We start from the raw sequence: 22,568 nt of genomic DNA, 5'->3' as shown, positions 1-22,568 counted from the left end.
GATTGCAATTCGACGAGCGGTCGCGGATGTCGTTTGCCGACAAACCGCGTTATGACTTTTACCCCCAGAGGTTTTGCCAATGAAGCGGCGCTTAGAAGATGCTCGAATCCTCATGTACAGCCACGACACGTTCGGTCTCGGTCACCTGCGGCGATGCCGGACGATCGCGCATGCACTCGTGGAGGATTATCGCGGGCTGAACGTGCTGATTATCTCTGGCGCGACGATTGCCGGGGCATTCGATTATCGGTCCCGTGTGGATTTCGTCAAAGTGCCGAGCGTGATCAAGCTGCGTGACGGCGAATACACGTCTATGGCGAGCCATGTCGCGTTGCAGGAAACGCTGAAGATGCGGCAGTCGATCATCCGTCATACGGCGGAAACCTTTCAGCCGGATGTTTTCATCGTCGACAAGGAGCCGTTGGGCCTCAAGGGCGAGGTCGAGGAGACCCTGACCTATCTCAAGGCGCGTGGTACGACGCTTGTTCTCGGCATGCGCGATGTCATGGACGCACCGCACCTGTTGGAGGCGGAGTGGAAGAAAAACAACGTGCTGCAGAAGATCGATCAGTTCTACGACAGCGTCTGGGTCTACGGGCCGCCGGATTTCCATGATCCCCTTATCGGGCTCGATGTGCCAGCGGGCGTGCGGCGGAAGATGGAGTTCGTCGGCTTTCTGCAGCGTAGCGTTTCCACTCTGGGCACGAAATCCGAACATGTGCCCGACGAGGACTATATCCTGGTGACGACTGGCGGCGGCGGCGATGGTGCCGATCTCGTCAGCGATGTGGTTGCCGCGTTCGAACAGGACAGCTCCCTCACGCAGAAGACGCTGATCGTCCTCGGCCCCTATATGCCCGCCAAGGAGCGCGGCCAGCTCCTGGAGCGCGCCAGCAAGATCGATTGTCTGCAGGTGATCGAGTTCGACAACAAAATGGAAGAGCTGATTGCCGGCGCCAAGGCCGTTGTCGCCATGGGCGGTTACAACACCTATTGCGAGATCCTCTCCTTCGATAAGCCGGCGCTGATCATTCCGCGCACGCGTCCACGCGAGGAACAGCTGATCCGCGCCCAGCGCGCCAGCGAACTCGGCCTCGTCGATATGCTGCTGCCGGAGGAATCCGCCGATCCGAGGCAGCTTGCCGCCGCCCTGAAGCGCCTGCCGAACCGCGCGCCGCCTTCGGCAAGCAGCAGTAATATGCGCCTTGAAGGCCTGGTGCATATTTCGCGCACCATCGGCGAGTGGTTCGATGATCGCGAGCGCTATACGCCGCTGTCGATCGTTGCAGAATAGAGCATCGGAAGCCGTCGATGCGGAAGAAAATCCTGGTGGTCCTCAAGGGCTATCCTCGCCTGTCGGAAACCTTCATTGCGCAGGAGCTGCTTGGCCTGGAAAGGGCCGGCTTCGACCTGACGCTGATTTCGATGCGCAAGCCGACGGACAAGAAGCGTCATCCAGTCCATGACGAAATCAAGGCGCGCGTCGTCTATCTGCCGGAATATCTGCACAACGAACCGCTGAGGGTGCTGCGGGCCTTCTTTGCAGGCATCGGCAAGCCGGGCTTCAGGCCGCTCGTGAAGCAATTCTGGGCCGACTTGAAGCGGGACATTACCCCAAACCGCGTGCGGCGCTTCGGCCAGGCATTGGTTCTGGCGCATGAATGGCCAGACGGTGGCGAATGGCTGCATGCGCATTTCATCCATACGCCGGCTTCGGTGACCTCCTATGCCAGCATCATGACCGGCATTCCCTGGACCTGCTCGGCGCATGCCAAGGATATCTGGACGTCGCCGGACTGGGAGCTTTCTGAAAAGCTCGACCGAGCCCGCTGGGCGGTGACCTGCACGCGCACCGGCTTCGAGCACATGCGCGATCTGATCCAGGCGGATGACAAGGTCTATCTCAGCTATCATGGCCTGGATCTCGATCGCTTCGCTCCCTTCGCCGGCGAACATTCCGATCGGAACGGCACGGATGCTTCCGACCCCGCCTTCATTCTCAGCGTCGGGCGCGCAGTGGAGAAAAAGGGATACGATGTCTTGCTGAAGGCACTGGCGCTGCTGCCTGGCGATCTCAACTGGCGCTTTACCCATATCGGCGGCGGCGATGGGCTGGCAAAGCTGAAGGCATTGGCCGACACGCTCGGCATTGCCGATCGCATCACCTGGAAGGGCGCGCTGGCCCAGGAGGATGTGCTTGCCCATTATCGTCAGGCCGATATCTTTGCGCTTGCCTGCCGCATTGCGGCCGACGGCGATCGCGACGGCCTGCCGAACGTGCTCGTGGAAGCATCGAGCCAGCGTCTCCCCTGCGTTTCCACCAATGTTTCCGGCGTTCCCGAATTGATCGACGATGGCGAAAGCGGTCTTGTCGTTCCATCCGAGAATCCGCAAGCCCTTGCCGCGGCGCTGGAAGCTGCCATTCGCAATCCCGCGCTACGCCGCGGGCTGGGAGAGGCAGCCGAAAGGCGGGTGCGCGAGCATTTCGACTATCATGCCAGCATCCGGCAATTGACGCGGCTGTTCGAGGAACAGTGGCAAAGGGAAGATCAATGGCGGAAATCCGCATGACGGCCCCGCATTCCCAGCCTTTGCGCGTTTTCTTCTACGTTCAGCATCTGCTCGGCATCGGCCATCTGGCGCGCGCCAGCCGCATTGCCAGCGCCCTGGCGAAGGATGGCTGTGAGGTGACTGTTGTCACCGGCGGCATACCGGTGAGCGGTTTCCCCGCGGCGGATGTCACCTCGGTCACATTGCCGGCCGTCGTCGCTAGCAGCGCCGGGTTTTCCGGGCTGGCCGATCAGGCCGGCAATCCCGTCGGCGAAGATTTTCTGTCGCGTCGTCGCGATCTGCTGCTGGATGCTTTCCGGCAGGCTGCCCCCGATGTTGTCGTCATCGAGGCCTTTCCGTTCGGCCGCAGACAGATGCGTTTCGAGCTTCTGCCGCTGCTCGATGCCGTTGCCAAGGCAGATCCGAAACCGAGGCTTTACACATCGGTGCGCGATATTCTGCAGCAACAGAAGAAACCGGGCCGGGACGAGGAGACCGTCGGCCTGCTTCGCGACCACTTCGATGGCGTGCTCGTTCATGGCGATCCGCATTTTGTCCGGCTGGAAGAAACCTTTCCCCTGACCGAGGCGATCGCCGACAAGATTGCCTATACCGGTCTTGTCGCACCCGCCTTGCCGCCGGAGCCTGTCGAAACCTTCGATATCGTCGTATCGGCCGGCGGCGGCGCTGTCGGGCTTGATCTGATCCGCGCATCGCTGGAGGCGGCAAGCCGCGTGGCGACCGATCGCCGCTGGCTTCTGATTGCCGGGCCGAACCTGCCCGAACAGGATTATGCCGATCTCGCCAGGCGCGCGCCGGGCAATGTCGCGCTCGTTCGCTTCCGCAAGGATTTTCCGTCTCTGCTGCGGGGGGCGGAGCTGTCGATCTCGCAAGCCGGCTATAATACCGTCGGCGATCTTCTCGTTGCCGGTTGCCGCGCCATTCTGGTCCCCTTCACGGCCGGCGGCGAAACGGAGCAATCCGTCCGGGCCGAGCGGCTGGAAAGGCTGGGCTTGGCATTGGCTCTGCCGGAGGCGGGATTGACGAGCGAATTGCTGGTCGCAGCCGTGAAAACCGCGCTGTCGCGCCCCAAGCCGAGCAACCCGGACATCGATCTTGGCGGCGCCGCCAGAACCTCGGCTATCCTGCGTCGAACCATATAGGGAAAAGCCGCGGCTGATATCGGAGGCATCCTGTCGTTTTATCCTCCTGGATTCCTGCAATCTTGTGATATAAATCGAAAAATCGATGAATCGGGAGGAGCGTGGACGAAGGACCGGGCGGTTCCCCTTTTCACAATGGGGCCACGTATCCGCAACGAAATCTTCCCGCATCTCTGCAACATCGGTGCCGGCATCAGGCCGGCGTTGGGCGTTGAATCTGAAAGCCTGCAGTAAGCAATGGAAAAAAGCCTAGCGCGTTACATTTGGTCGAACACCCGGCTGGAGCAGGTCTGGATACTGCTGGTGGTTGCGGCGTCGATGATTCCGTACTTTCTGTCCTTCGACCTGCCGAAGCAGATCGTCAACGGACCGATCCAGGGCAAGGGCTTCGAACATCCCGGCGATACGCAGACGTTCATGCACATTGCCTTCAACATGCCGCTGATCGGCCATGTCGAAGTCTTTCAGGGCGTCCAGCTGACCCGCATGTGGATGCTTGTTGCGTTGAGCATGGTGTTTCTGGCGCTTGTCGTGCTCAACGGCCTCTTCAAGCTCTATATCAATACCTATAAGGGGCGGCTCGGTGAGCGCATGCTGCGACGCATCCGCTTCGAACTGATCGATCGCGTGCTGCGGTTCCCTCCGAGCCATTTCAAGCGGGTGAAGCCGGCGGAAATCGCCACCATGATCAAGGACGAAGTGGAGCCGATGGGCGGCTTCACCGGCGATGCCTTCGTCCAGCCCGCTCTTCTCGGTGGCCAGGCGGTGACGGCGCTCGTCTTCATCATCATGCAGAATTTCTGGCTCGGCATGATCGCCGCGGCCATCGTCGCCGTACAGGCGATCGTCATTCCCCGCATGCGCAAGCGGCTTCTGGAGCTTGGCCGCCAGCGCCAGCTGACGGCGCGCGAGCTTTCCGGCCGCGTTGGCGAAATCGTCGATGGTATCGGCACCATCCACGCCAACGATACCACCAACCTTGAGCGCGCGGACATAGCTCACCGGCTCGGATTGATCTTCTCGATCCGCTATGATCTCTACCAGTGGAAGTTCCTGGTCAAATTCATCAATAACTTCCTCGCTCAGGTGACGCCGTTCCTGTTTTATCTGATCGGCGGTTTCCTGGCCTTGCAGGGCCGCCTGGACATTGGCCAGCTCGTTGCCGTCATCAATGCCTATAAGGATTTGCCGGGACCGCTGAAGGAACTGATCGACTGGGACCAGTCGCGTCAGGACGTTCAGGTCAAATACAATCAGGTGGTCGAACAGTTCAGCGTCGATCATCTGATCGATCCGAAAATCCAGGCGGTTTCGCACGTGCCCGCCGGCCGCATCACCCATTCTCTCGTCGCGACCAATCTGACCATCGTCGATGACAGCGGCGCGCGCGTGCTGGACCACGTTTCGGTTGAAATTCATCCCGGCGAAAGGGTAGCGATAGTTGGCGACAGCGGGGCGGGAGGCGAATATCTGGCGGAAGCATTCGGGCGCCTGATCTGGCCGGACAGCGGCCGCATCTCGATCGATGGCCGCGATATCCTGGAACTGCCGGAATCGGTAACCGGACGACGTATTGCCTACGCCTCGTCCGAGACCTTCTTCTTCCACGGCACGTTGCGCAGCAATCTGCTTTATGGCCTCAAGCATGCGCCACTCATCGCTCCCGTCTATACCGACGATGAGGCCACAAAGGCCAAATGGCGTGTGACCGAAGCGCGGCGCGCGGCCAATCCGGAATTCGATCTCAATAGCGACTGGGTCGATTATGCGGCTGCCGGTGCCACCGGGCCGGATGATATCTATTCGGTGATCCGTCCGGTTCTCGATGCCGTTGCCATGTCGCAGGATATTTTCGACATGGCGCTGCGCTCGAATGTCGATGCGGCAGCACATGAAGATCTGACATCGCGCATCGTCGAGCTGCGTCAGGCATTGCGGTTGCGGCTTGAGGAAGAGAAGCTGGAGGACCTCGTCGTTCCCTTCCAGTTCGATGTTTATAATCCGCAGGCGACGGTCGGCGAAAATCTGTTGTTCGGTACGCTGAAGCGGCCGCAGATCACCAATCGCAAGCTGGCGGCACATCCCTATTTCCAGCAGATATTCGCCGAGACGGGTCTGGTATCGGATTTGTACGATATGGGTCTGGAAATCGCCGAAAACGCTGTCGAGCTTTTCACCGACCTGCCGCCGGACCATCCGTTCTTCCAGCAGCTGACCTTCATGACGGCGGAGGATATTCCGACCTATGAGGCGCTGCTTCAGAAGCTGAACGGCAAGGGATATGAGGCGGCGACCGACGATGAACGCGCGGCCATCATCCGCCTGAGCTTCTCCTATATCGAACCGCGTCACCGCTTCGGTCTTCTGACACAGATGCTGATGGAAAAGATCGTCCATGCACGGGCGAAATTCTACGAGAACATACCAGCCGATCTTGCCAGGGTCATCGAGCGTTATGATCCGGAGCGCTTTACCGCGTCGGCGACCTTGATGGACAACGTGCTGTTCGGCCGCATCGCCCATCAGCAGGCCAATGCGCCCGAGCGTATCCACCAGATCATGTATGATGTCTTCGGTCGTCTCGGCATGCATGACAGCGTCCTGTCGATCGGCCTGGATTTCGATGTCGGCTCGGGCGGCAAGCGCCTGACGAATGTGCAGCGCCAGAAGCTCAATCTTGGCCGTGCTCTTTTAAAACGTGCGGACTACATCATCTGCAATCGTCCGCTGCCGGCGCTCGATCATCGCGTTCAGGAACAGATTGCAAGAGCCATCCTGGGCACATTCGACAGCGACGGATATGCGCCGGCCATCATCTGGGTGCTGTCCAACCCGAGTTTCGCCGAGTTGTTCGATCGTGTTTTGGTCTTCGACCATGGGAGTCTTGTCGAAAGTGGGTCAAGCACCGATCTTTTAGAGAAAAACGGTATGTTCAAAGAACTGTTATCGTAATATCCTATCTCGACAGTGGCGTCTGGGGCCGAACACTGGGGGTACCGAAGCTCATGCTTCTGAAAGACGAAGTTGAAATGCTGAAGCGAGTGCCGATTTTTTCGCGCATCGCGCCCGCGAAATTGAAACTCTTGGCGTTTACGTCCGATCGCGTCAGCTATAATGCTGGCCAAACCCTGTTTCATCAAGGTGATCAGGGAGATGCCGCCTATGTTGTTCTTTCCGGAACTGCTGATATTCTCGTCGATAGCCCGGCCGGCGAGATCAAGGTCGCCGAAGTCGACGTGAATTCCATCGTCGGCGAAATCGCAATCCTCTGTGACGTCTCCCGTACCGCCACGGTAAAGGCCACGTCCAGGCTTGAAGCACTGAAGATCAGCAAGGAGCATTTTCTGAAGCTGCTCAGCGATTTTCCGGAAATGGCTGTCGAGATCATGCGCGTGCTTGCCGACCGTCTCAACCATACGACCTCGGAACTGACCGCCGTCCGCAGCCGCCTCAACCAGCCGCAGTCGATGGCGACGCATTGAGATTGCAGATGGTGTAGAGCGCGCTACGGGCCGGCGCCGAAAAAGGCGAGCCGGGTAAGCGCCGTATAGTGCGATTCCGACACCATCAGAGCGACGAAGACAAGCACCAGGACCGGCGGGACCAGGATGGCGTAGATCAGCGCGAGACGCTCCCAGGCCATGTGCATGAAAATGGCGACGATCAGCCCGGCTTTCAGGATCATGAACAGCAGGATCAGGGACCATCTCAGATAGCCCTGAATGCCGAGATAATCGACAAGGTAGGAGAAGGTGCTGAGGACGAAAAGCAGTCCCCAGACCACCATGTACAGCTTTATCGGATGCTGCTGCCCGGAATGTGTCTGCGTCTCAGCCATGATGCCATCCTCACCACAGATAGAAGAATGCAAAGATGAATACCCAGACCAGATCGACGAAGTGCCAGTATAGTCCCGTGATCTCGACGATCTCGTAACTGCCCTTGCGGCTGGTGAAGAACCCCCGCCTTTCCTGGTCGAAATCTCCCCGCCATACCTTGCGCGCCATGATCAGGAGAAAGAGGACTCCGATCGAGACGTGGGTGCCGTGGAAGCCGGTGATCATGAAGAAGGACGAACCGAACTGCGCCGCTCCCCATGGGTTTTCCCAGGGGCGGACTCCCTCCCTGATCAGCTTGGTCCATTCGAATGCCTGCATCCCGACGAATGTCGCGCCGAGAACTGCGGTTGCCAACATCAGAGCGGCGGTCTTGCGGCGATCACGGCGGTATCCGAAGTTGACGGCCATCGCCATCGTGCCGCTGCTGCTGATGAGAATGAAGGTCATGATGGCAATCAGAATCAGCGGGATTTCCTTGCCTCCGATCGTCAGCGCGAAAACCTCGCTGGGATTGGGCCAGGCGACGATGGTCGACATGCGCGCCGTCATATAGGCCAGGAGGAAACAGCCGAAAATGAAGGTGTCGCTGAGGAGGAAGATCCACATCATCGCCTTGCCCCAGGAGACGTTCTTGAACGCCCGCTGGTCCGATGAAAGGTCAGCCGCGACGCCGCGCAGTCCCACGGGTTGCAGAAGTGGTTCGCTTGTTGGTCTTTCTATGGATTCGGTCATCATCGAGGCTCCTCAACTGACCAACTGACGGCAGAGATCGACGAAACTATTTGCCCAGCCGGCAAAGAGCGCAAAAAGGATCAGCCAGATGACGAGCATGAAATGCCAATAGATGGCGCAGAGATCCACGCTCAGGCGGATTCTCGCCGATACGGTGTTTGTCCAAGCGTGGATCGTCGTCCGTCCGAGCACGAAAAGCCCGCCCAGGATGTGCAGGCCGTGCAGCCCGGTGATCATGTAGAAGAAACTATTCGATGGGTTGTCGGCGAGCACATAGCCTGCCGCAACCAGTTGCCGCCACGCCAAAACCTGTCCAGCCAGAAAGAGAACCGCCAGTGCGAACGCCACTGCAAGCGCCGTGTTCAGCATCTCGCTGCGGTCGAGACGGGCTTCGGTTTTTGCCCATTGCAGTGCGACGCTGCTTGCCGCAAGGGCGGCGGTATTTACCCAGAGCAGTCTTGGGATCGGAATGCTCCACCAGTCGGCGCCGCTAAGGCGCGTAAGATAGGCGCTGATGAGGAGCGCGAACAAGGCGCCGACGACGGCGAGAAAGATGCCGAGACCGACTTTCGCCGTGGTCGCCGATGATCCGCGCATGTCAGGCGCATTGCCTGCGAGGCTCGTTTCCAGCCAGGGTTTCGAGGTCAGCCGCTGCCGCGCCATCCACCAGGCGATGATGCCGGCAATCCCGGCCATGAAGATGAGAATGGCGCTCATGACAACGCCCTTTCGGACGGCCCGACCGAGGCCGGCTGGTTTTGCGGCAAGAAATCCTGATCCGCTCCGGGGACACTGTAATCATACGGCCAGCGGTAGACGATCGGCAGTTCCTTGCCCCAATTTCCGTGCGCGGGCGGCGTCTGCGGCGTCTGCCATTCCAATGTCGTTGCCCGCCACGGATTGCCGCCCGCCTGCCGGCCCCAGCGAAGGCTCCAGGCGAGATTGAACAGGAACAGAAGCTGCGCGGCGCCGACGACCAGAGCGGCAATGGTGATGAACATATTCAACGTATGCGCCGACGGCGGTATGAAGGCCGTTTCGCCCAGCTCGTAATAGCGGCGCGGCACGCCCATAAGGCCAAGGTAGTGCATTGGGAAGAAGATCGCATAGGCGCCGAGGAAGGTGATCCAGAAGTGGATGTGGCCCATCGTCACGTTCAGCATACGCCCCGTAATCTTTGGATACCAATGGTGGATCGCGCCGAAGATCACCAGGATCGGCGCGACCCCCATCACCATATGGAAATGGGCAACCACGAACATGGTGTCGGACAGCGGCACGTCGACGACGACGTTACCGAGAAAGAGGCCGGTCAGTCCACCGTTGATGAATGTGACGATGAATGCCAGAGCAAACAGCATCGGCAATGTCAGATGGATATCGCCGCGCCAGAGCGTCAGTACCCAATTATAGACCTTGATCGCCGTCGGGATGGCGATGATCAACGTCGTGGTTGCGAAAAAGAACCCGAAATTCGGGTTCATGCCGCTCACATACATATGATGCGCCCATACGACGAAACTTAGCGCCGCAATGATGACGATAGCCCAGACCATCATCCGGTAGCCGAAGATGTTCTTGCGCGCATGGGTGCTGATCAGGTCCGAGACGATGCCGAAGGCGGGAAGGGCAACGATATAGACCTCCGGATGGCCGAAGAACCAGAACAGATGCTGGAACAGGATTGGACTGCCGCCACCGTGCTGCAGTTGCTGGCCCATCTCGACAATCGCGGGCATGAAGAAGCTCGTGCCGAGCAAGCGGTCGAACAGCATCATGACGGCAGCGACGAAGAGCGCCGGGAAGGCAAGGAGCGCCATGACGGTCGCGGTGAATATGCCCCATACCGTCAAGGGCATCCGCATCAGCGTCATGCCGCGGGTACGTCCCTGCAGCACCGTCACGACATAGTTCAACCCGCCCATCGTAAAGCCGATGATGAACAGGATCAGCGATGACAGCATCAGGATGATGCCCCAGTCACGCCCTCCCGGCGTACCAGACAGAAGGGCTTGCGGCGGATAGAGCGTCCAGCCGGCTCCCGTCGGCCCGCCGGGCGCGAAGAAGCCGACGACCAGCACGATGACTGCAAGCAGATAGAGCCAGTAGCTCAGCATGTTCGCATAGGGAAACACCATATCGCGCGCGCCGAGCATCAAAGGGATCAGATAGTTGCCGAAACCGCCGAGGAATAGCGCGGTCAGCAGGTAGATCACCATGATCATGCCATGCATGGTGATGAACTGATAATAATGTTCCGCATCGATGAAGGAGAAATAGCCGGGAAAGCCGAGTTGCAGCCGCATCAGCCACGACAGCACCAATGCCACCATGCCGATCGAGATGGCGGTCAAAGAGTATTGAATAGCGATGATCTTGGCATCCTGGCTGAAGACATATCTCGTCCACCAGCTTTTCGGATGATAAAGCTCCACATCCTCGACTTCAGCGGGCCGGATGACCTGCTCGATGCCGGAACCAATCTCGACCATATTCCTTCCTCCCTGTAGCCTCCGATGCGGCATTCCTCCTCAGCGGCGCATGGGGCTTACTTTTGCGCCGACGCCAGCGATTTCGAGAAAGTCGGCTGTTGCTGCAGCCAGGCTTGATAGGCTGTATCGGTATCGACGATGACGGTGCCGCGCATCTGCGGATGACCAACACCGCACAATTCCGCGCAGAGAACCTCGAAGGTTCCCGTTCGCGTCGGTGTGAACCAAAAATAGGTCACCGTGCCGGGAATCATGTCCATCTTTGCCCGGAATTCCGGCACGTAGAAGTCGTGCAGAACGTCGATCGAGCGCAGAAGCATCTTCACCGACTTGCCGGCCGGAATATGCAACTCACCGCCTTCGACGATGACGTCGTCCAGACCCGCAGGATCATTCTTGTCCAAACCGAGCGGGTTGTCCGGAGTAACATCGCGCGTGTTCGCGCGCCCGAGGCGCCCGTCCGCCCCCGGCAGCCGAAAACTCCATTGCCACTGCTGACTGACGACTTCGACCTCGCTGGCATCGGCCGGCACCGTGACGAACTGATTCCACACGAAGAGGCCCGGTGCGAGCATCGCCGCCACACCGATTGCTGTTCCTCCGGCGAGCCACCATTCCAATCTCTTGTTTTCGGGCTGGTATGCCGCCCGGTTTCCTGTGCGGTGCCTGAAACGGAAGACACAATAGGCGATGAACATCACGACAACCGCAAAGACGATGCCGGTGATCCAGAACGTGATGACGATCGTGTTGTCGATATAACTCCAATTCGACGCGATCGGCGTCCACCACCAAGGGCTCAGCAGATGGAATGCAATTGATCCCACCACCAGCAGAACGAGAATCAATACGACAGCCATCGTCTCCTCCTTGACCCGGCCGCGAACGTTTCTGCAATCTCATCGCGAAACGTTTTAGTATTATCTCATGAACAAATCACCCGGGCAATTGCGGCAAAAGTAGTGGTTTATCCAGCAGAGCCGCACGGAGTGCACCAATGCCTCGGCCCGATGGTCGCATCTCGCTATTTGGAGTATTGCTTCAAATAGGCGATCAGATTGGTAATCTCGGTATCGTCCTTCAGTCCGACGAAGGTCATTTTCGTGCCCTTCACCTTCGCCTTGGGGTCGTGCAGATAATCGCGGAGCGTCGTCTCGTTCCAGACGAGGCCGCCCTTGCCCGCCTCCTGCATGGCTGACGAATAAGCGAAATTAGGGTGTGTTCCAGCCGTCCTGCCGAACAGGCCGTTCAGCGAAGGCCCGACCTTGTTTTGATCCGTTTCGGCCACATGACAGATGGCGCATTTCTTGAAAACGGTGGCCCCTGCTGTGACGTCACCTTCCTGTGCAAAGGCGACGAGTGGGAAAGCAACGGCGGGAAGCAGACAGATCGGAAGAAAACGGTAAGACATGGCAATCCTCTTTCTCTCCATCGGTGTTCCAATCTATGTGTCAAACCGCAACCGACGGTCATAAATCTATCAAATCTTGTCGCCTTTGTCGCCTATTCCTTAAATTAGCTAGTCGTCATTCCTTGCGCGGGAGCAATCGGCGATTTCCGACGCGGAGATCTTGAAGACGATGCCCGCTCTTGACGATAAGGTTTTGCCATCGAGTGTCGCTACTCGGCTCTTGACCGTGGAACACCGAACCGGGGCTTCCAAGCAGGTGTGCTTGAGTGCCTGGAAGCTGATATGGGTTCTGTAGACGTCTGCGCCGCTAGCATTGCTTCACAGGAATGCGAGCGGCGCTTATGATCCATTCTCGATCCACACTCTGACGCAAGATCGAGGCGGAGCCTGTTCCAAAGCTAGACCGATCTCAGTTGGACAGTCGCTAGACCTGCCGCTTGGCGGCAGATCTAGCTAATGTCATGTGCGTGTCCATGCCTAAGCGTGGGCATGCGGATGGTGCGCATCCCAGACGACCCATAGTGATGCACCAGCAATGAGCACGCCGAGAACGGTATCCGTCCACATTGCGCTTGCATTGGGGGCAAAACCAAGCAGCCAGGGAGATGCAATCAGCCAAAGACCGAGTACCAGACTGGCCCATTCCTCCCATTCAGCAAATACTGAAAGCGCAGCGACCGCAAACACGCCCAACAGGGCGGCAACGATCCATGCGTTCCAGCTGGGTATCATCTCAGCTGTGAAACCGAAGATCCACGGAGAGACAAACAAGCATGCCGCCAGGATCAGATTTACCCAATCCAGCATTCTCTTTCTTTCCATCAGAGGCATTGCCATAACAACTTCCTCCCAATAAGAAGCCTAGTGTTGGCTACACTTAGCGTGAACTTCACGCCTAAGTATATAAGTGGTTACTTTCGCTTCCATTTCAAGATAACGTGTGAGCGATACTTTCGGTATTATGTCTAAAGTTTCAGCTGTAATGGATGCTGCCGTCCCAGCTCTGCTTTCAAGAAGCGAACAGGCGGGGAAAGATTCCGCCGTAAGGCGCTACATGGCCGTGATGTCCTCCCCCGTTGCTCCGGATGATGCAGATCGCTGAATTTCGGATGAACACCGTCTTCAGCATCCGTTCTGAACACGAGGCCTACAAAGGAGCCGTTCAACCGCGGTGATATCCGCATCGAAGGAGGGGTCAAAATGATCCGCACGTCCATTATCCGCACTCTTCTTGCCGCTGCCGCAGTCGGCGCTGTCGTCATCACCCCGGCGATGGCCAACGACGTGCGCATCGAACAGTATGGCTGGCAGAACTCCGCCGGCGGCGCGCAGAACGGCCACAGGAACCGTGTTCGGTTTTATCAGGACGGACGCTACAATACTGCCATCGGCCAGCAATACGGCCATCGCAACCTGTCTGCCGTCGGGCAGGAGGGCGACAACAACTACGGAGCCACCTATCAGTACGGCAGCCGCAACGTGGCCGGCATAGGACAGTTCGGCTCAAATCACACCGCTATTCTGACGCAGGATGGCAACGGCAACATCGCCGCGGGTGTCCAGGTCGGGCACGGTTGCAACGCCGATGTCAGCCAAGGCGGCAACGGGAATGTAGCCGCGTTCGTCCAGACCTGCCCTTGACCTTTGCGACACGGGCCGGGACCTGTGTTCCCGGCCTCGTTCTTTGCCACGACAAGGAGGCAATCCATGGTTAACTCAGGCAGAGGCTTTCCCATCACCGCAGCGATGATGCTCGCCGGACTGATCGCCGCCGGCGCGAGCGCTGCCGTTCTCGACACGGACAGCTCGGGCTCAGCACCAATTCGCTGCGAAATTCGAGAGAAAATTCAAGGCGATACGATATTTTTGGAGCCGCTTGTGCATTCCGACAGGGAAATGAGTGGCACCTATAGCATCAGCGTATCCGGCGGAGGCGAGGGAGGCTCCTCGAACATCCAGCAGGGCGGTGAATTTTCGGCGGTGGCCGGACGCACGACGTCGCTCGGCCGAATAAGTGTCAGCGCGGGCGGCGCCCTTTACGATGTGAAGCTCAAGGTGACGGTGCCCGGCGGGAACGTCAGCTGCACCAAACAGGTGGCGGGCGTATTCTGAAAGATACTTTAAGTGCTCAAGCAGCGATGGAGCCATTCAGCGATTTCCTGAACCGCTGAATGGCTCTTTTTGTCTGCCTGCCGCAATCAGTTCCCAAGCCCCGTTGGCGGCTTTGGGCCTATCCGCCTTCCTCTATCCGTGCAGTTAAATGGCTGCTGAACATCCTCTTCCAACTTGGTTCAGCTTGGTTTTGCAAAAGTGGCGTATCGGCTGACGACGGCCGGATCAGGAGAGGCAATCATGAATACCAAGCTCGCCAACACTCTAGGAATCGCCACTATTGCCCTATTGCTTGGCGTCTCGGCGCAAGCAGGCTCCGCCATGGCCGGCGGCTCGATCGCATTTTATCTTTCGCCTCGAACGGCACAGGATGCCGAAGTGATGGATTTCGGTTTGCGGGCCTATTCGCTCTACAATGGCCTGCGTGGGGGTGCTCATATCCGTCAGTTCGGCCGAAACAATCTTGCCGGCCTCGGGCAGAATGGACGAGACAATCTCGGTATCGTGCGCCAGGAAGGCAACGGCCATTCCGCGACGCTGCAGCAGAACGGCAGCGATAACTCCTATGGCATCTTCCAGTTCGGAAGAAATACCGACACGCAAGTCGTGCAGAACGGCGACGGGCAAAGTGGGGCGGCGTTGCTGTTTGGTTGGTAGAATTTCGTCGATGAGCTGTGCTTGCCCCGAACGCCAGGACACGGCTTCTCAAAGGCTTTCCAAGCTTTTCCAAAACACCCGACCAGGCACCGTCAATGTCTATTCTGGCGCCGCGATGCTTTACTCTGGGCTATGCTGTGTCGCGGTAGAGAACGCCGATCTTTCAGGAGGTGCAAAAGCAGATTCCGTTTCCCCCCGCGAGGAACGAGATCAATGTCGCTGACAAGCTTTGCGCCGCCCGCGCGACGCTCCAGGGTGATCTTGCGGCTATGGAAGGCTTCCAGCTCGGCACGATGCGCCACGCTTATGATGGTGATCCTCGGCAATTCCCGGATCACCATCTCCATCATCTTGTCCTGGCTCTTCTCATCGAGTGCCGATGTTGCTTCATCCAGCACGATGATATCGGGGTCGTGCAGCAGGAGACGCGCGAATGCGAGACGCTGCTTTTCGCCGCCCGACAATGTCTGGTCCCATGGCGCTTCTTCCTCGATCTTGTCGTTCAGATAATCGAGTTCCACTTTGTCGAGAGCGGCCTTGATCTCATCCAGCGTCCAGCTGTCAGCGGCGCGGGGATAAGCGACTGCCCGGCGAAGTGTTCCGGAAGGAATGTAAGGCCGCTGGGGCAACATGAACAATCGTCTGTCGGCGTGGAAGTTGACACTGCCGCCGCCCCACGGCCAAAGACCTGCAATGGCCCGCACAAGCGTGCTCTTTCCCGTGCCGGATTCTCCGGCGACGAGCACCCGCTCTCCGGGTTCGATTACGACTTGAGTCTCCTTGACCACGGCGGTGCCGTCGTCCAGCGACACGGAGAGATCGTTCAGGCTGAGCATGGCATCACCTTCGGCTTCACCATGCTTGATGCGGCCCATTGTGTCGCTCTTTTCCGCACGCTCAAGCCCGTCGAGCGACATCATCAGCGAAGCGACGCGTCGCGCGCAAGCGTTCCAATCGGCGAGGCGGGGATAGTTGTCGACCAGCCATCCGAATGCGCTCTGAACGATAGCGAAAGCAGAAGCTGCCTGCATGACCTGCCCGAGCGTCATGCTGCCTTCGAGAAATTTGGGCGCGCAAAGCAAAATCGGCACGACGGGCGCAAACAGGCTCGACCCCTGCGACACAAGCGTCGTGCGCATATGTTGGTGCGCAAGCAGCGCCCATTGCCTGAGCACGTTGCCGAAGGTTTTGTCGAGGTCGTTACGCTCCTCCTCTTCGCCGCCGAGCAATGCGATGCTCTCGCCGTTTTCCCGCACATGCGTCAGTGTATAGCGAAATTCGGCTTCCGCCTGATTTTTGATTTCGGAGACATGGACGAAATGGCGGCCGATGACCGCCATCGAGGTGGAGGTGATCGCGGCATAGAGCACCGCGGTGATGACGAGGAAGCCGGGAATTGTGATTGTCGAACCGGCGATTGTCACGGTCAGGGCGCCGCCGATCGTCCAGAGCACCACGATGAAGGTCGAGGCCGACAGAAAGGCCGAAATGACGCCAGCGATGAAATCCACCGGCGCTTCCGTGGCAATCCGCAAATCCTCGGCGATGCGCGCCTCCGGGTTCTTGTGATCGCCACCGATAAGGTTCAGCTGATAGTAGCGGCCGTTTGCCAGCCAGCGCGCGATGAGCGCCGTGGTCAGCCAGGACCGCCAGCGGCGCTGAATTGCCATTCGCAGCGAGACTTGGACGACGACAAGAGCCACGCTTCCGAGCACGAGCGGCAGGAACATGGCGCTTAGAAAATATACGGTATGGGCGTTGCGCTGCTCTATCGCGTCAAAAATTGCGCGATTCCAGATATTGATCCCATACTGGAAGCAGACATTGGTGCCGATCAGGATCAACAGGCCGATTGAACATGGCCACGCAAGTCCATCACCGCCGTTGCCCCAATAACCTCGCGCGCTGATCCAGAAGCGCCTCAGCAAATATCTTTTGCGCGCCTGTTCTGCTTCTTCGGGCGTTAGCTGCGGATCGGGTTCAATGAAACTTGGCGGGGGCTCGACCTCCACAGTCGATGCCTTACCTTGACGCGACCTCTTGGCACCATGCGCTTTGGTACCGTCGACCGATTTCTGTTTGGATTTAGCGTCGGTCATAAGCACGACAACGGCTTAAAAATCAAAAAGTTTCATGGACGGCAGCCTTGAGGAACTGTCCATCGCAATTAGCGTTTCAGTATCAGGAGGAATTTACCATGTGCCCGCAAAAGCCAATGAGCGCACCGCTGTGTGCGCCAGAATTTGGGTTGCCGAACCCTATACAATATTACCCTCAGCCATTGCCCCCTCTCGCCCCTTCAGAAAGCGAGAAAGACGCGTATGAACAGGGAATCAAAGCAGGAAAGCGTGAGGTGGAAAACAAAGAGAACCCCTTTCCCGCTGGCAGCGAACAGGCCAAAGCTTATGAGCATGGCTACCTTGATGGCCAGAAAATCCGATTCGCGGACATGTTTTAGCGATGGACGATTTCGGGCGCCTGCGTGGAAATTGGCACCGGCGTTTTCAGTTTGTTGCGAACCATAGCGACGTTTCGCATTGCCGGGCCTCAAGCTTCGACTTGCTGGGCAAGATCCTGGGACACCGTTCTTGACATGAACGTTTACACTCTCCGCGTCGATATCTTTGTCCAAAGCAAACCGTTCAGTGCGATCGCGTTTCCAGGAAAAGGAGCGGTCGCGGACGCCACGGGCAAAGATCCATCTAAATTTCTCCACCTGAAGTCGGTCTGACCGGTGCGAGACAACGATCCGTAGAGCAGCTAACATATCCTTAATCAATCGCAGGTGGAAATGGAATCCGAAACAAAACCAGACGATGGGAGTGATGCTTCAGCGAGAAATGGGTGATCGCAGCGCAGTCGGATTACGGCGATGACGGCAAACAATCGCACGCCGAATTCCTCAGTTCATGCAATCGGCGATGAGGGATATGACAGCCGCCGTCTAAAAGTTTCGCCTCTCACTTTTTTCAGCGTCGGCAAACCTTTGCTTACGTGCTTAGCCGGATGAAAAAAGCTGCGCTTTGATCATGTGTGCTGAGAGATAAGAGAGGTTTAGGCAATTTAAGTAGAGCCAATCTATTTGGGCCGATAATTAGCCGGAAAGATAGCCGGCGGCCGTGCTTGCGCCTGAGATGAAATTCGTTTCTAATTTAACCGGAGATTGAAGATCCTGTTTTTCTGAATTATATTTAAATTTATTGGTGTATAACGTGCCAATGCATATAAGAAATAGACAATAATTACAACTTATCTCATTTAGATTAAAATATTACTTAACATATTGGCAAAACCGCTGCGCTATATTATCTTCCCGCCACTCAATCAAAGGAGGCGGAGCGGGCGGAGGGCGCTTTAAACGATCTATTGTTCTCCTCGAGATCATTTCGTGGGTGTGGCATCGTCGATAGCGATGCACCATAAAATGCAATTTCATCATCAGTGAAGTCTGAAAGTCTTGTACCGGAGTGGACGCGCGCGAGCTGGCTCGCTTGCGCGGCACACCGACCGTGCGGCTGCATCTTATCGAAGGATGCTTGCCTCGTACAAAATAACTGCGGAAAATTCGGAGAGGTTCTCCAAATGCGGTACTATTCCCTGGACGCGATACGCGGCCTTGCTGCTATCGCCGTTGTGCATTTTCATATGGGATTGATCTGGCACGTCGCACCGTTCGGTTATCTGGCGGTCGATTTCTTTTTCGCGCTGTCGGGCTTTGTCACCGAAACGGTTTACGGCCCACGATTCATAGCTGGCATGACGACGCCTGGTTTCTTTGCCGCCAGGCTGAAACGGCTCTATCCGGTCTTCCTTATCGGCATTTTTCTTGGTGCCTTCGTAATAGTGGCTAAGGTATTTGCAGGTATCGACTGCCCGCCAGCATGGGTCGTTCCGCTTAATCTGGCAGTTCTGCCCGCGCCTGTTGCCGGGGACTATTTTCCGGTCAATGTTCCGTGCTGGACGCTCTTTCTGGAGTTCACCGCCTACTTTCTTTATAGCGCGTGTCGGCGTTACCTGACGCCACCGATACTGCTGACGATGACGGCGGTTTCGGGTGTTGCGCTGCTGGCATGGGGCGATGATCTGAACGTTGGCAGCACGTGGGACACCATCCACATCGGCATTGCGCGGCTTGGCTTCGCCTTTCCCTTCGGCGTGTTGCTGGCGCGGCTTGGCGTCAGGCCGTGTTGGCGTACGTGGCTCGCACTATTGCCGCCCGTTTGGCTTATGGTCGTTTTCTATTACTCGCGAGCTGGCACGGATATTGCGCTGTTAACTCTGCCCATGTTGCTCGTCTGGTCCATCGCACTCGAAGTGCCGGCAAAGTTGCAAGCGTTGTCGCGCTGGCTCGGCGATATTTCCTATCCACTCTACATCGTACACTATCCGCTTCTTTCCGTTTTTCAATTCTTCTGTCGGGAGATCGGCGCTGCTGGGCCAATTGCGCAGATGGTCGGCACGGTGGGTCTTCTCGGCGCGGCTCATATGGTGGCGTCTTGGAATGGCCGCTACCGGACTTTTGCAGAAAAAGGCGGCTGACCATGGAAGACGAACCGAAGCTGGGCTCGGCTTGATGGCCATCGGCTTTGCTCTGCCAATCACGATGCGCAAATCGCGGGAATACGCTCCAGCAAATGGAGGAGGCAATGATTTGGAATTTCGAAGTCATTGTGGCCGTTATTGGCAGCCTCGGCGCTGCCGGCTTTGTCCTGTGGCAATTGGCAGACCCAGGTCGCCGCAGAAACGAGACACGCGAGCACAACGACGACACCGGCGCGATTGTGGAAGAGGTGCGGCAAAACCGGAACGAAGACGACTAGGACATCATTTCGCACTTCCGTCGTAACCCGCCGAGCCGCCATGGACGGCGTTGGCTTGTCCGTCGGCGCAATCATGGGCAATCCTCCAAGCCGCGGATTTAATGTCGTAATGCGATACAAATCCGCAGGGCCGCGTATTTTTGTCGAGATGGGCGCCGGCTGGCCGTACATTGGTACTTGCGCAACCATTGGAGGAACTCGGCGGAGTGTTTTCCTCATACGGTGAAACCATGATTATTGCGACGCCGACCGCGAATAATTAGGCCGACGTCTCGTTCATTATACATTGCTGGAACATTGTGAATTCGGAGGAAACCTGCGAACATGAAAGTAGTTTCTTTGCTGGCGGGTGCCTCATGGACAAAAAATCCGACGCGATCGATGTAGAGGTTGGATTACGCATCCGGCTGCGCCGGGAAGAATTGTCAATTGCGCAGGATGTATTGGCCGCGAAGCTTTGCATAAGCCCTCAGCAGCTCGAGAAATACGGGCGCGGCATAGAAAAAATCGGTGCTGGTCGCCTTCTGTGCATCTCTGAAATTCTCGATGCCCCGGCCATGTTTTTCTTCAGAAGCACATTGGTCGATGCCCTTCCTTCTGTGGCGAGACCAGCTGATTTTCAATTTACCAGACATCATGAGGCCGCTTTGCAGACAGCCTTATCGGCGCTTGAGGACAAGCGGCTGCGGGCAAGGATGCTCGCTTTTGTGCAATCAACCGGACCTGACAACGAGCGCTGATCTAGCAAGATGACATTTCATTTAACGACACTCGGCAGTTGCGCCCTTTATGATGAGAAGGGTGATCGCATGAATGTGCCAAAGCAGGCGCTGCTCATGCTAGCCTATCTTTACGATTGTCGACGATCGATGCCGCGGAAGGACCTGGCGGCTTTCCTCTGGCCCGGCGATCTGCAGGCTGCCGGCGCCAATTTGAGGTCGACGCTTCTGCGTTTGGCGACTGCGACGTCCAAATCATCCAGTCCGCTGATCAGCGGTGCCGCGACGAGCCTCGCATTGAACTTCGAGGCGTTGCGGTGCGATCTGGATGCTGTCGAAAATGCATCCGGCATTGCCAGGCTTAGCGCGCTCGCCGATGCCGTCGCCAAGAATTTCCTGCCCGCTTACGGCAACGGCTCCGGATCCGCGGCTGTTTGGGTACGCGACGTGCGGGCGCGGCTCGCAGGGGAGCTGCGAGTGGAATTCTTCAAAACGCTGGGCCAAGCCTCTTGGTCCCAAAATCGCGGCGAATTGAAGCGCGCAGCCATGCTTCTGCTGGACTGGGATCAGACGGATGACGAGGTCAGGGCGGCGCTCGGCGAGAAAATTACGTCTTACAGTCAGTTGATCGGCGGAGCGAAAGATCCGATTTCAAACCAGCCGGCTCAGGATATGCTTCCGGTTGCCGCCGGCAATCCCGTACCGCGTATCGCCCTGCTTCCGCCTGAGACGCTGGAGGATTCGGAACGAGCCGGATCGGTCGCAAATGCGGTTATCGAGGATCTGACGATCAGTCTTTGCGTCGACCGAAGCGTCTCCGTAGTCGCTCCCTATACCGCCGAGCAGATCCGCTCCTCAAACGACAAGGCCGGGCTTCTCAAGCAGCATAATGTGGTCTATGCGCTCGATACGAAGAGAACGGACAACAGCCTGTTCGCCCAGCTGATTTTCATGCCGCGGGATGAAATTGTCTGGGCGACACGCGTCCAGCTGGATAGTGCGGCCATAACGGAGCATCGCAACGCGATCGCTACCGCCATCCAGAACTCCATCATCGAGCGCGTTGGCGCCTTCCACCACATCGTTTCCGATTTCAGCTGTAAGCCTCAGGCCTATTTTGCCTATCTCGAAGGCGTACAATGCCTGTCCCGCCTGAGCCTTCAGAATGTTCGCCGCGCGCGCAAGCATTTTAAAGAGGCTCTCGAGCACGAGCGGGGTTTTGCGGCGGCCCTTGCGGGCATCGCCAGGACCTTGACGATGGAATGGGTTCTGACGGCGCGCGGCGATGGCGACCTGTTGCATCAGGCGGAGAAAATGGCGGCGGATGCAATCCGTGATGACAGCCAGTTCGCCGGAGGCTTCAAGGAAATCGGCGTCGCCCGGCTCTACCGCGGCAATATCGACGGCAGCCTCGAGGCCTTGTCGAATGCTGAAGACCTTAGCCCGCACTATGCGGATGTGATTTGCAGCCACGCCGACAGCCTCACCCATGGCGCCAATCCGAAAGCGGCATTGGAGAAGGTTGCGACTGCTCTTGATCTCAATCCGCTTGCTCCGGACTACTATTATTGGACCGCAGCAGGAGCCAGCTATTTCATTGGAGAATATACCGAAACGCTGGCCTATCTGGACAGAATGAGAGACCCAGGACCAGCAAGCAGGCTTGCGGCGGCAAGTTGGGCAATGCTGGGGGATCTCGCGAAGGCCAAGATGTATCGACAGCGCGCCCTGCGCGACAATCCGAATTTCGATCTTGAGGCATGGCTTGCCATGATTCCAATCAAGGAAAAGTGGCAGATTGAGCATTACAGGGAAGGCCTGTTGAAGGCCGGTTTTTGAGAGGAAGAAATTATGGCAAAGGCAGTTCTGATTGGAATTAAGGGTGAAAAGGGGCTTTGGCTAGCTGACCTCGAAAAGGGGACCATCGTTCGATACACGCGGCGGCTGACGGGCGATCTGGGGAAGGCTGAATCCTGGCGGGGCAAAGGGATCAGAGTGGAGAAAGATGTCGATTTCGCTGTGGCGTTGACGTCGGCAGGCGATGTGGCGTCGGGCCTCTTTGAAGGCTAGGCA

Annotated in this window: 22 protein-coding genes; 14 read left to right on the top strand and 8 right to left on the bottom strand. The window is 57.6% G+C overall.

Annotated features, from left to right (window positions below; translation table 11 throughout):
* Positions 1–79: 79 nt before the first annotated feature.
* The 5 genes from FHT84_RS25445 to FHT84_RS25425 all read left to right on the top strand — a co-directional run bounded on the left by FHT84_RS25445 (position 80) and on the right by FHT84_RS25425 (position 7,195).
* Entirely contained in the window at positions 80–1,294 is a 1,215-nt protein-coding gene (locus tag FHT84_RS25445; RefSeq protein ID WP_112342426.1) for a glycosyltransferase family protein, read from the top strand.
* 17 nt (positions 1,295–1,311) lie between these two features.
* Positions 1,312–2,571: a glycosyltransferase family 4 protein gene (locus FHT84_RS25440; protein ID WP_112342425.1), complete on the top strand. Its 1,260-nt coding sequence runs from the start codon at positions 1,312–1,314 to the stop codon at positions 2,569–2,571.
* A complete protein-coding gene (locus tag FHT84_RS25435) occupies positions 2,568–3,713 on the top strand; it encodes a glycosyltransferase (RefSeq protein ID WP_112342506.1) in 1,146 nt (381 codons plus the stop codon). The genes FHT84_RS25440 and FHT84_RS25435 overlap by 4 nt, the downstream gene beginning before the upstream one ends.
* A gap of 237 nt (positions 3,714–3,950) precedes the next feature.
* Positions 3,951–6,665, top strand: a complete 2,715-nt coding sequence (locus tag FHT84_RS25430; protein ID WP_183764912.1) for an ABC transporter ATP-binding protein — start codon at positions 3,951–3,953, stop codon at positions 6,663–6,665.
* A gap of 53 nt (positions 6,666–6,718) precedes the next feature.
* Positions 6,719–7,195 (top strand): Crp/Fnr family transcriptional regulator, encoded by a 477-nt coding sequence (locus tag FHT84_RS25425; protein WP_112342423.1) that lies wholly within the window; start codon positions 6,719–6,721, stop codon positions 7,193–7,195.
* A gap of 23 nt (positions 7,196–7,218) precedes the next feature.
* Here the strand turns inward: FHT84_RS25425 and FHT84_RS25420 are convergent, their stop codons facing one another.
* The 7 genes from FHT84_RS25420 to FHT84_RS25390 all read right to left on the bottom strand — a co-directional run bounded on the left by FHT84_RS25420 (position 7,219) and on the right by FHT84_RS25390 (position 13,024).
* Positions 7,219–7,551 carry a cytochrome C oxidase subunit IV family protein gene (locus FHT84_RS25420; protein WP_112342422.1) on the bottom strand — a complete coding sequence of 111 codons (333 nt, stop codon included), beginning with the start codon at positions 7,549–7,551 and terminating at the stop codon, positions 7,219–7,221.
* Between the two features lie 10 nt (positions 7,552–7,561).
* Entirely contained in the window at positions 7,562–8,284 is a 723-nt protein-coding gene (locus tag FHT84_RS25415; RefSeq protein WP_112342505.1) for a heme-copper oxidase subunit III family protein, read from the bottom strand.
* Positions 8,285–8,296: 12 nt separating this feature from the next.
* Positions 8,297–9,001, bottom strand: coding sequence for a cytochrome c oxidase subunit 3 (locus tag FHT84_RS25410; protein WP_112342421.1), 705 nt, complete (start codon positions 8,999–9,001; stop codon positions 8,297–8,299).
* On the bottom strand, positions 8,998–10,776 hold the full coding sequence (locus FHT84_RS25405; protein ID WP_112342420.1) for a cytochrome c oxidase subunit I: 1,779 nt from the start codon (positions 10,774–10,776) through the stop codon (positions 8,998–9,000). Before FHT84_RS25405 ends, FHT84_RS25410 begins: the two co-directional genes overlap by 4 nt.
* A gap of 56 nt (positions 10,777–10,832) precedes the next feature.
* Entirely contained in the window at positions 10,833–11,636 is an 804-nt protein-coding gene (locus FHT84_RS25400) for a cytochrome c oxidase subunit II (RefSeq protein ID WP_112342419.1), read from the bottom strand.
* Between the two features lie 164 nt (positions 11,637–11,800).
* Positions 11,801–12,187 carry a cytochrome c family protein gene (locus FHT84_RS25395; protein WP_112342418.1) on the bottom strand — a complete coding sequence of 129 codons (387 nt, stop codon included), beginning with the start codon at positions 12,185–12,187 and terminating at the stop codon, positions 11,801–11,803.
* Positions 12,188–12,664: 477 nt separating this feature from the next.
* Positions 12,665–13,024: an SPW repeat protein gene (locus FHT84_RS25390; protein ID WP_112342417.1), complete on the bottom strand. Its 360-nt coding sequence runs from the start codon at positions 13,022–13,024 to the stop codon at positions 12,665–12,667.
* A 363-nt stretch (positions 13,025–13,387) separates the two neighbouring features.
* On the opposite strand from FHT84_RS25390, the gene FHT84_RS25385 reads away from it, so the two are divergent.
* The 3 genes from FHT84_RS25385 (at position 13,388) to FHT84_RS25375 (ending at position 14,956) form a co-directional block, all read left to right on the top strand.
* Positions 13,388–13,828 (top strand): curlin, encoded by a 441-nt coding sequence (locus tag FHT84_RS25385; RefSeq protein WP_112342416.1) that lies wholly within the window; start codon positions 13,388–13,390, stop codon positions 13,826–13,828.
* Between the two features lie 66 nt (positions 13,829–13,894).
* The gene (csgH, locus tag FHT84_RS25380) at positions 13,895–14,299 is read left to right on the top strand and encodes a curli-like amyloid fiber formation chaperone CsgH (protein ID WP_112342415.1); all 405 of its coding nucleotides are present in this window, start codon (positions 13,895–13,897) and stop codon (positions 14,297–14,299) included.
* Positions 14,300–14,539: 240 nt separating this feature from the next.
* The gene (locus tag FHT84_RS25375; protein ID WP_112342414.1) at positions 14,540–14,956 is read left to right on the top strand and encodes a curlin; all 417 of its coding nucleotides are present in this window, start codon (positions 14,540–14,542) and stop codon (positions 14,954–14,956) included.
* Between the two features lie 92 nt (positions 14,957–15,048).
* Here FHT84_RS25375 and FHT84_RS25370 read toward each other — a convergent pair whose 3' ends face one another.
* A complete protein-coding gene (locus FHT84_RS25370; protein ID WP_112342413.1) occupies positions 15,049–17,055 on the bottom strand; it encodes an ABC transporter ATP-binding protein/permease in 2,007 nt (668 codons plus the stop codon).
* A 98-nt stretch (positions 17,056–17,153) separates the two neighbouring features.
* On the opposite strand from FHT84_RS25370, the gene FHT84_RS25365 reads away from it, so the two are divergent.
* From FHT84_RS25365 to FHT84_RS25340, 6 genes are all read left to right on the top strand, one after another.
* A complete protein-coding gene (locus FHT84_RS25365; protein WP_112342412.1) occupies positions 17,154–17,414 on the top strand; it encodes a hypothetical protein in 261 nt (86 codons plus the stop codon).
* A 1,124-nt stretch (positions 17,415–18,538) separates the two neighbouring features.
* Positions 18,539–19,495: an acyltransferase gene (locus FHT84_RS25360; protein ID WP_112342411.1), complete on the top strand. Its 957-nt coding sequence runs from the start codon at positions 18,539–18,541 to the stop codon at positions 19,493–19,495.
* A gap of 107 nt (positions 19,496–19,602) precedes the next feature.
* Complete coding sequence (locus FHT84_RS25355) at positions 19,603–19,776, top strand: hypothetical protein (protein ID WP_162736958.1); 174 nt, start codon at positions 19,603–19,605, stop codon at positions 19,774–19,776.
* A 356-nt stretch (positions 19,777–20,132) separates the two neighbouring features.
* Positions 20,133–20,516, top strand: a complete 384-nt coding sequence (locus tag FHT84_RS25350; protein ID WP_112342409.1) for a helix-turn-helix transcriptional regulator — start codon at positions 20,133–20,135, stop codon at positions 20,514–20,516.
* A gap of 69 nt (positions 20,517–20,585) precedes the next feature.
* On the top strand, positions 20,586–22,334 hold the full coding sequence (locus FHT84_RS25345; RefSeq protein WP_245430356.1) for a hypothetical protein: 1,749 nt from the start codon (positions 20,586–20,588) through the stop codon (positions 22,332–22,334).
* Positions 22,335–22,346: 12 nt separating this feature from the next.
* Positions 22,347–22,565, top strand: a complete 219-nt coding sequence (locus tag FHT84_RS25340) for a hypothetical protein (protein WP_112342407.1) — start codon at positions 22,347–22,349, stop codon at positions 22,563–22,565.
* Positions 22,566–22,568: the final 3 nt, after the last annotated feature.

The organism is Rhizobium sp. BK289, from assembly GCF_014193575.1.
In the GTDB taxonomy this organism is placed as follows: Bacteria; Pseudomonadota; Alphaproteobacteria; order Rhizobiales; family Rhizobiaceae; genus Rhizobium; species Rhizobium tropici_C.
Note: the sequence above shows the minus strand (reverse complement) of the source record. Positions and strands in the feature narration are given on the sequence as shown.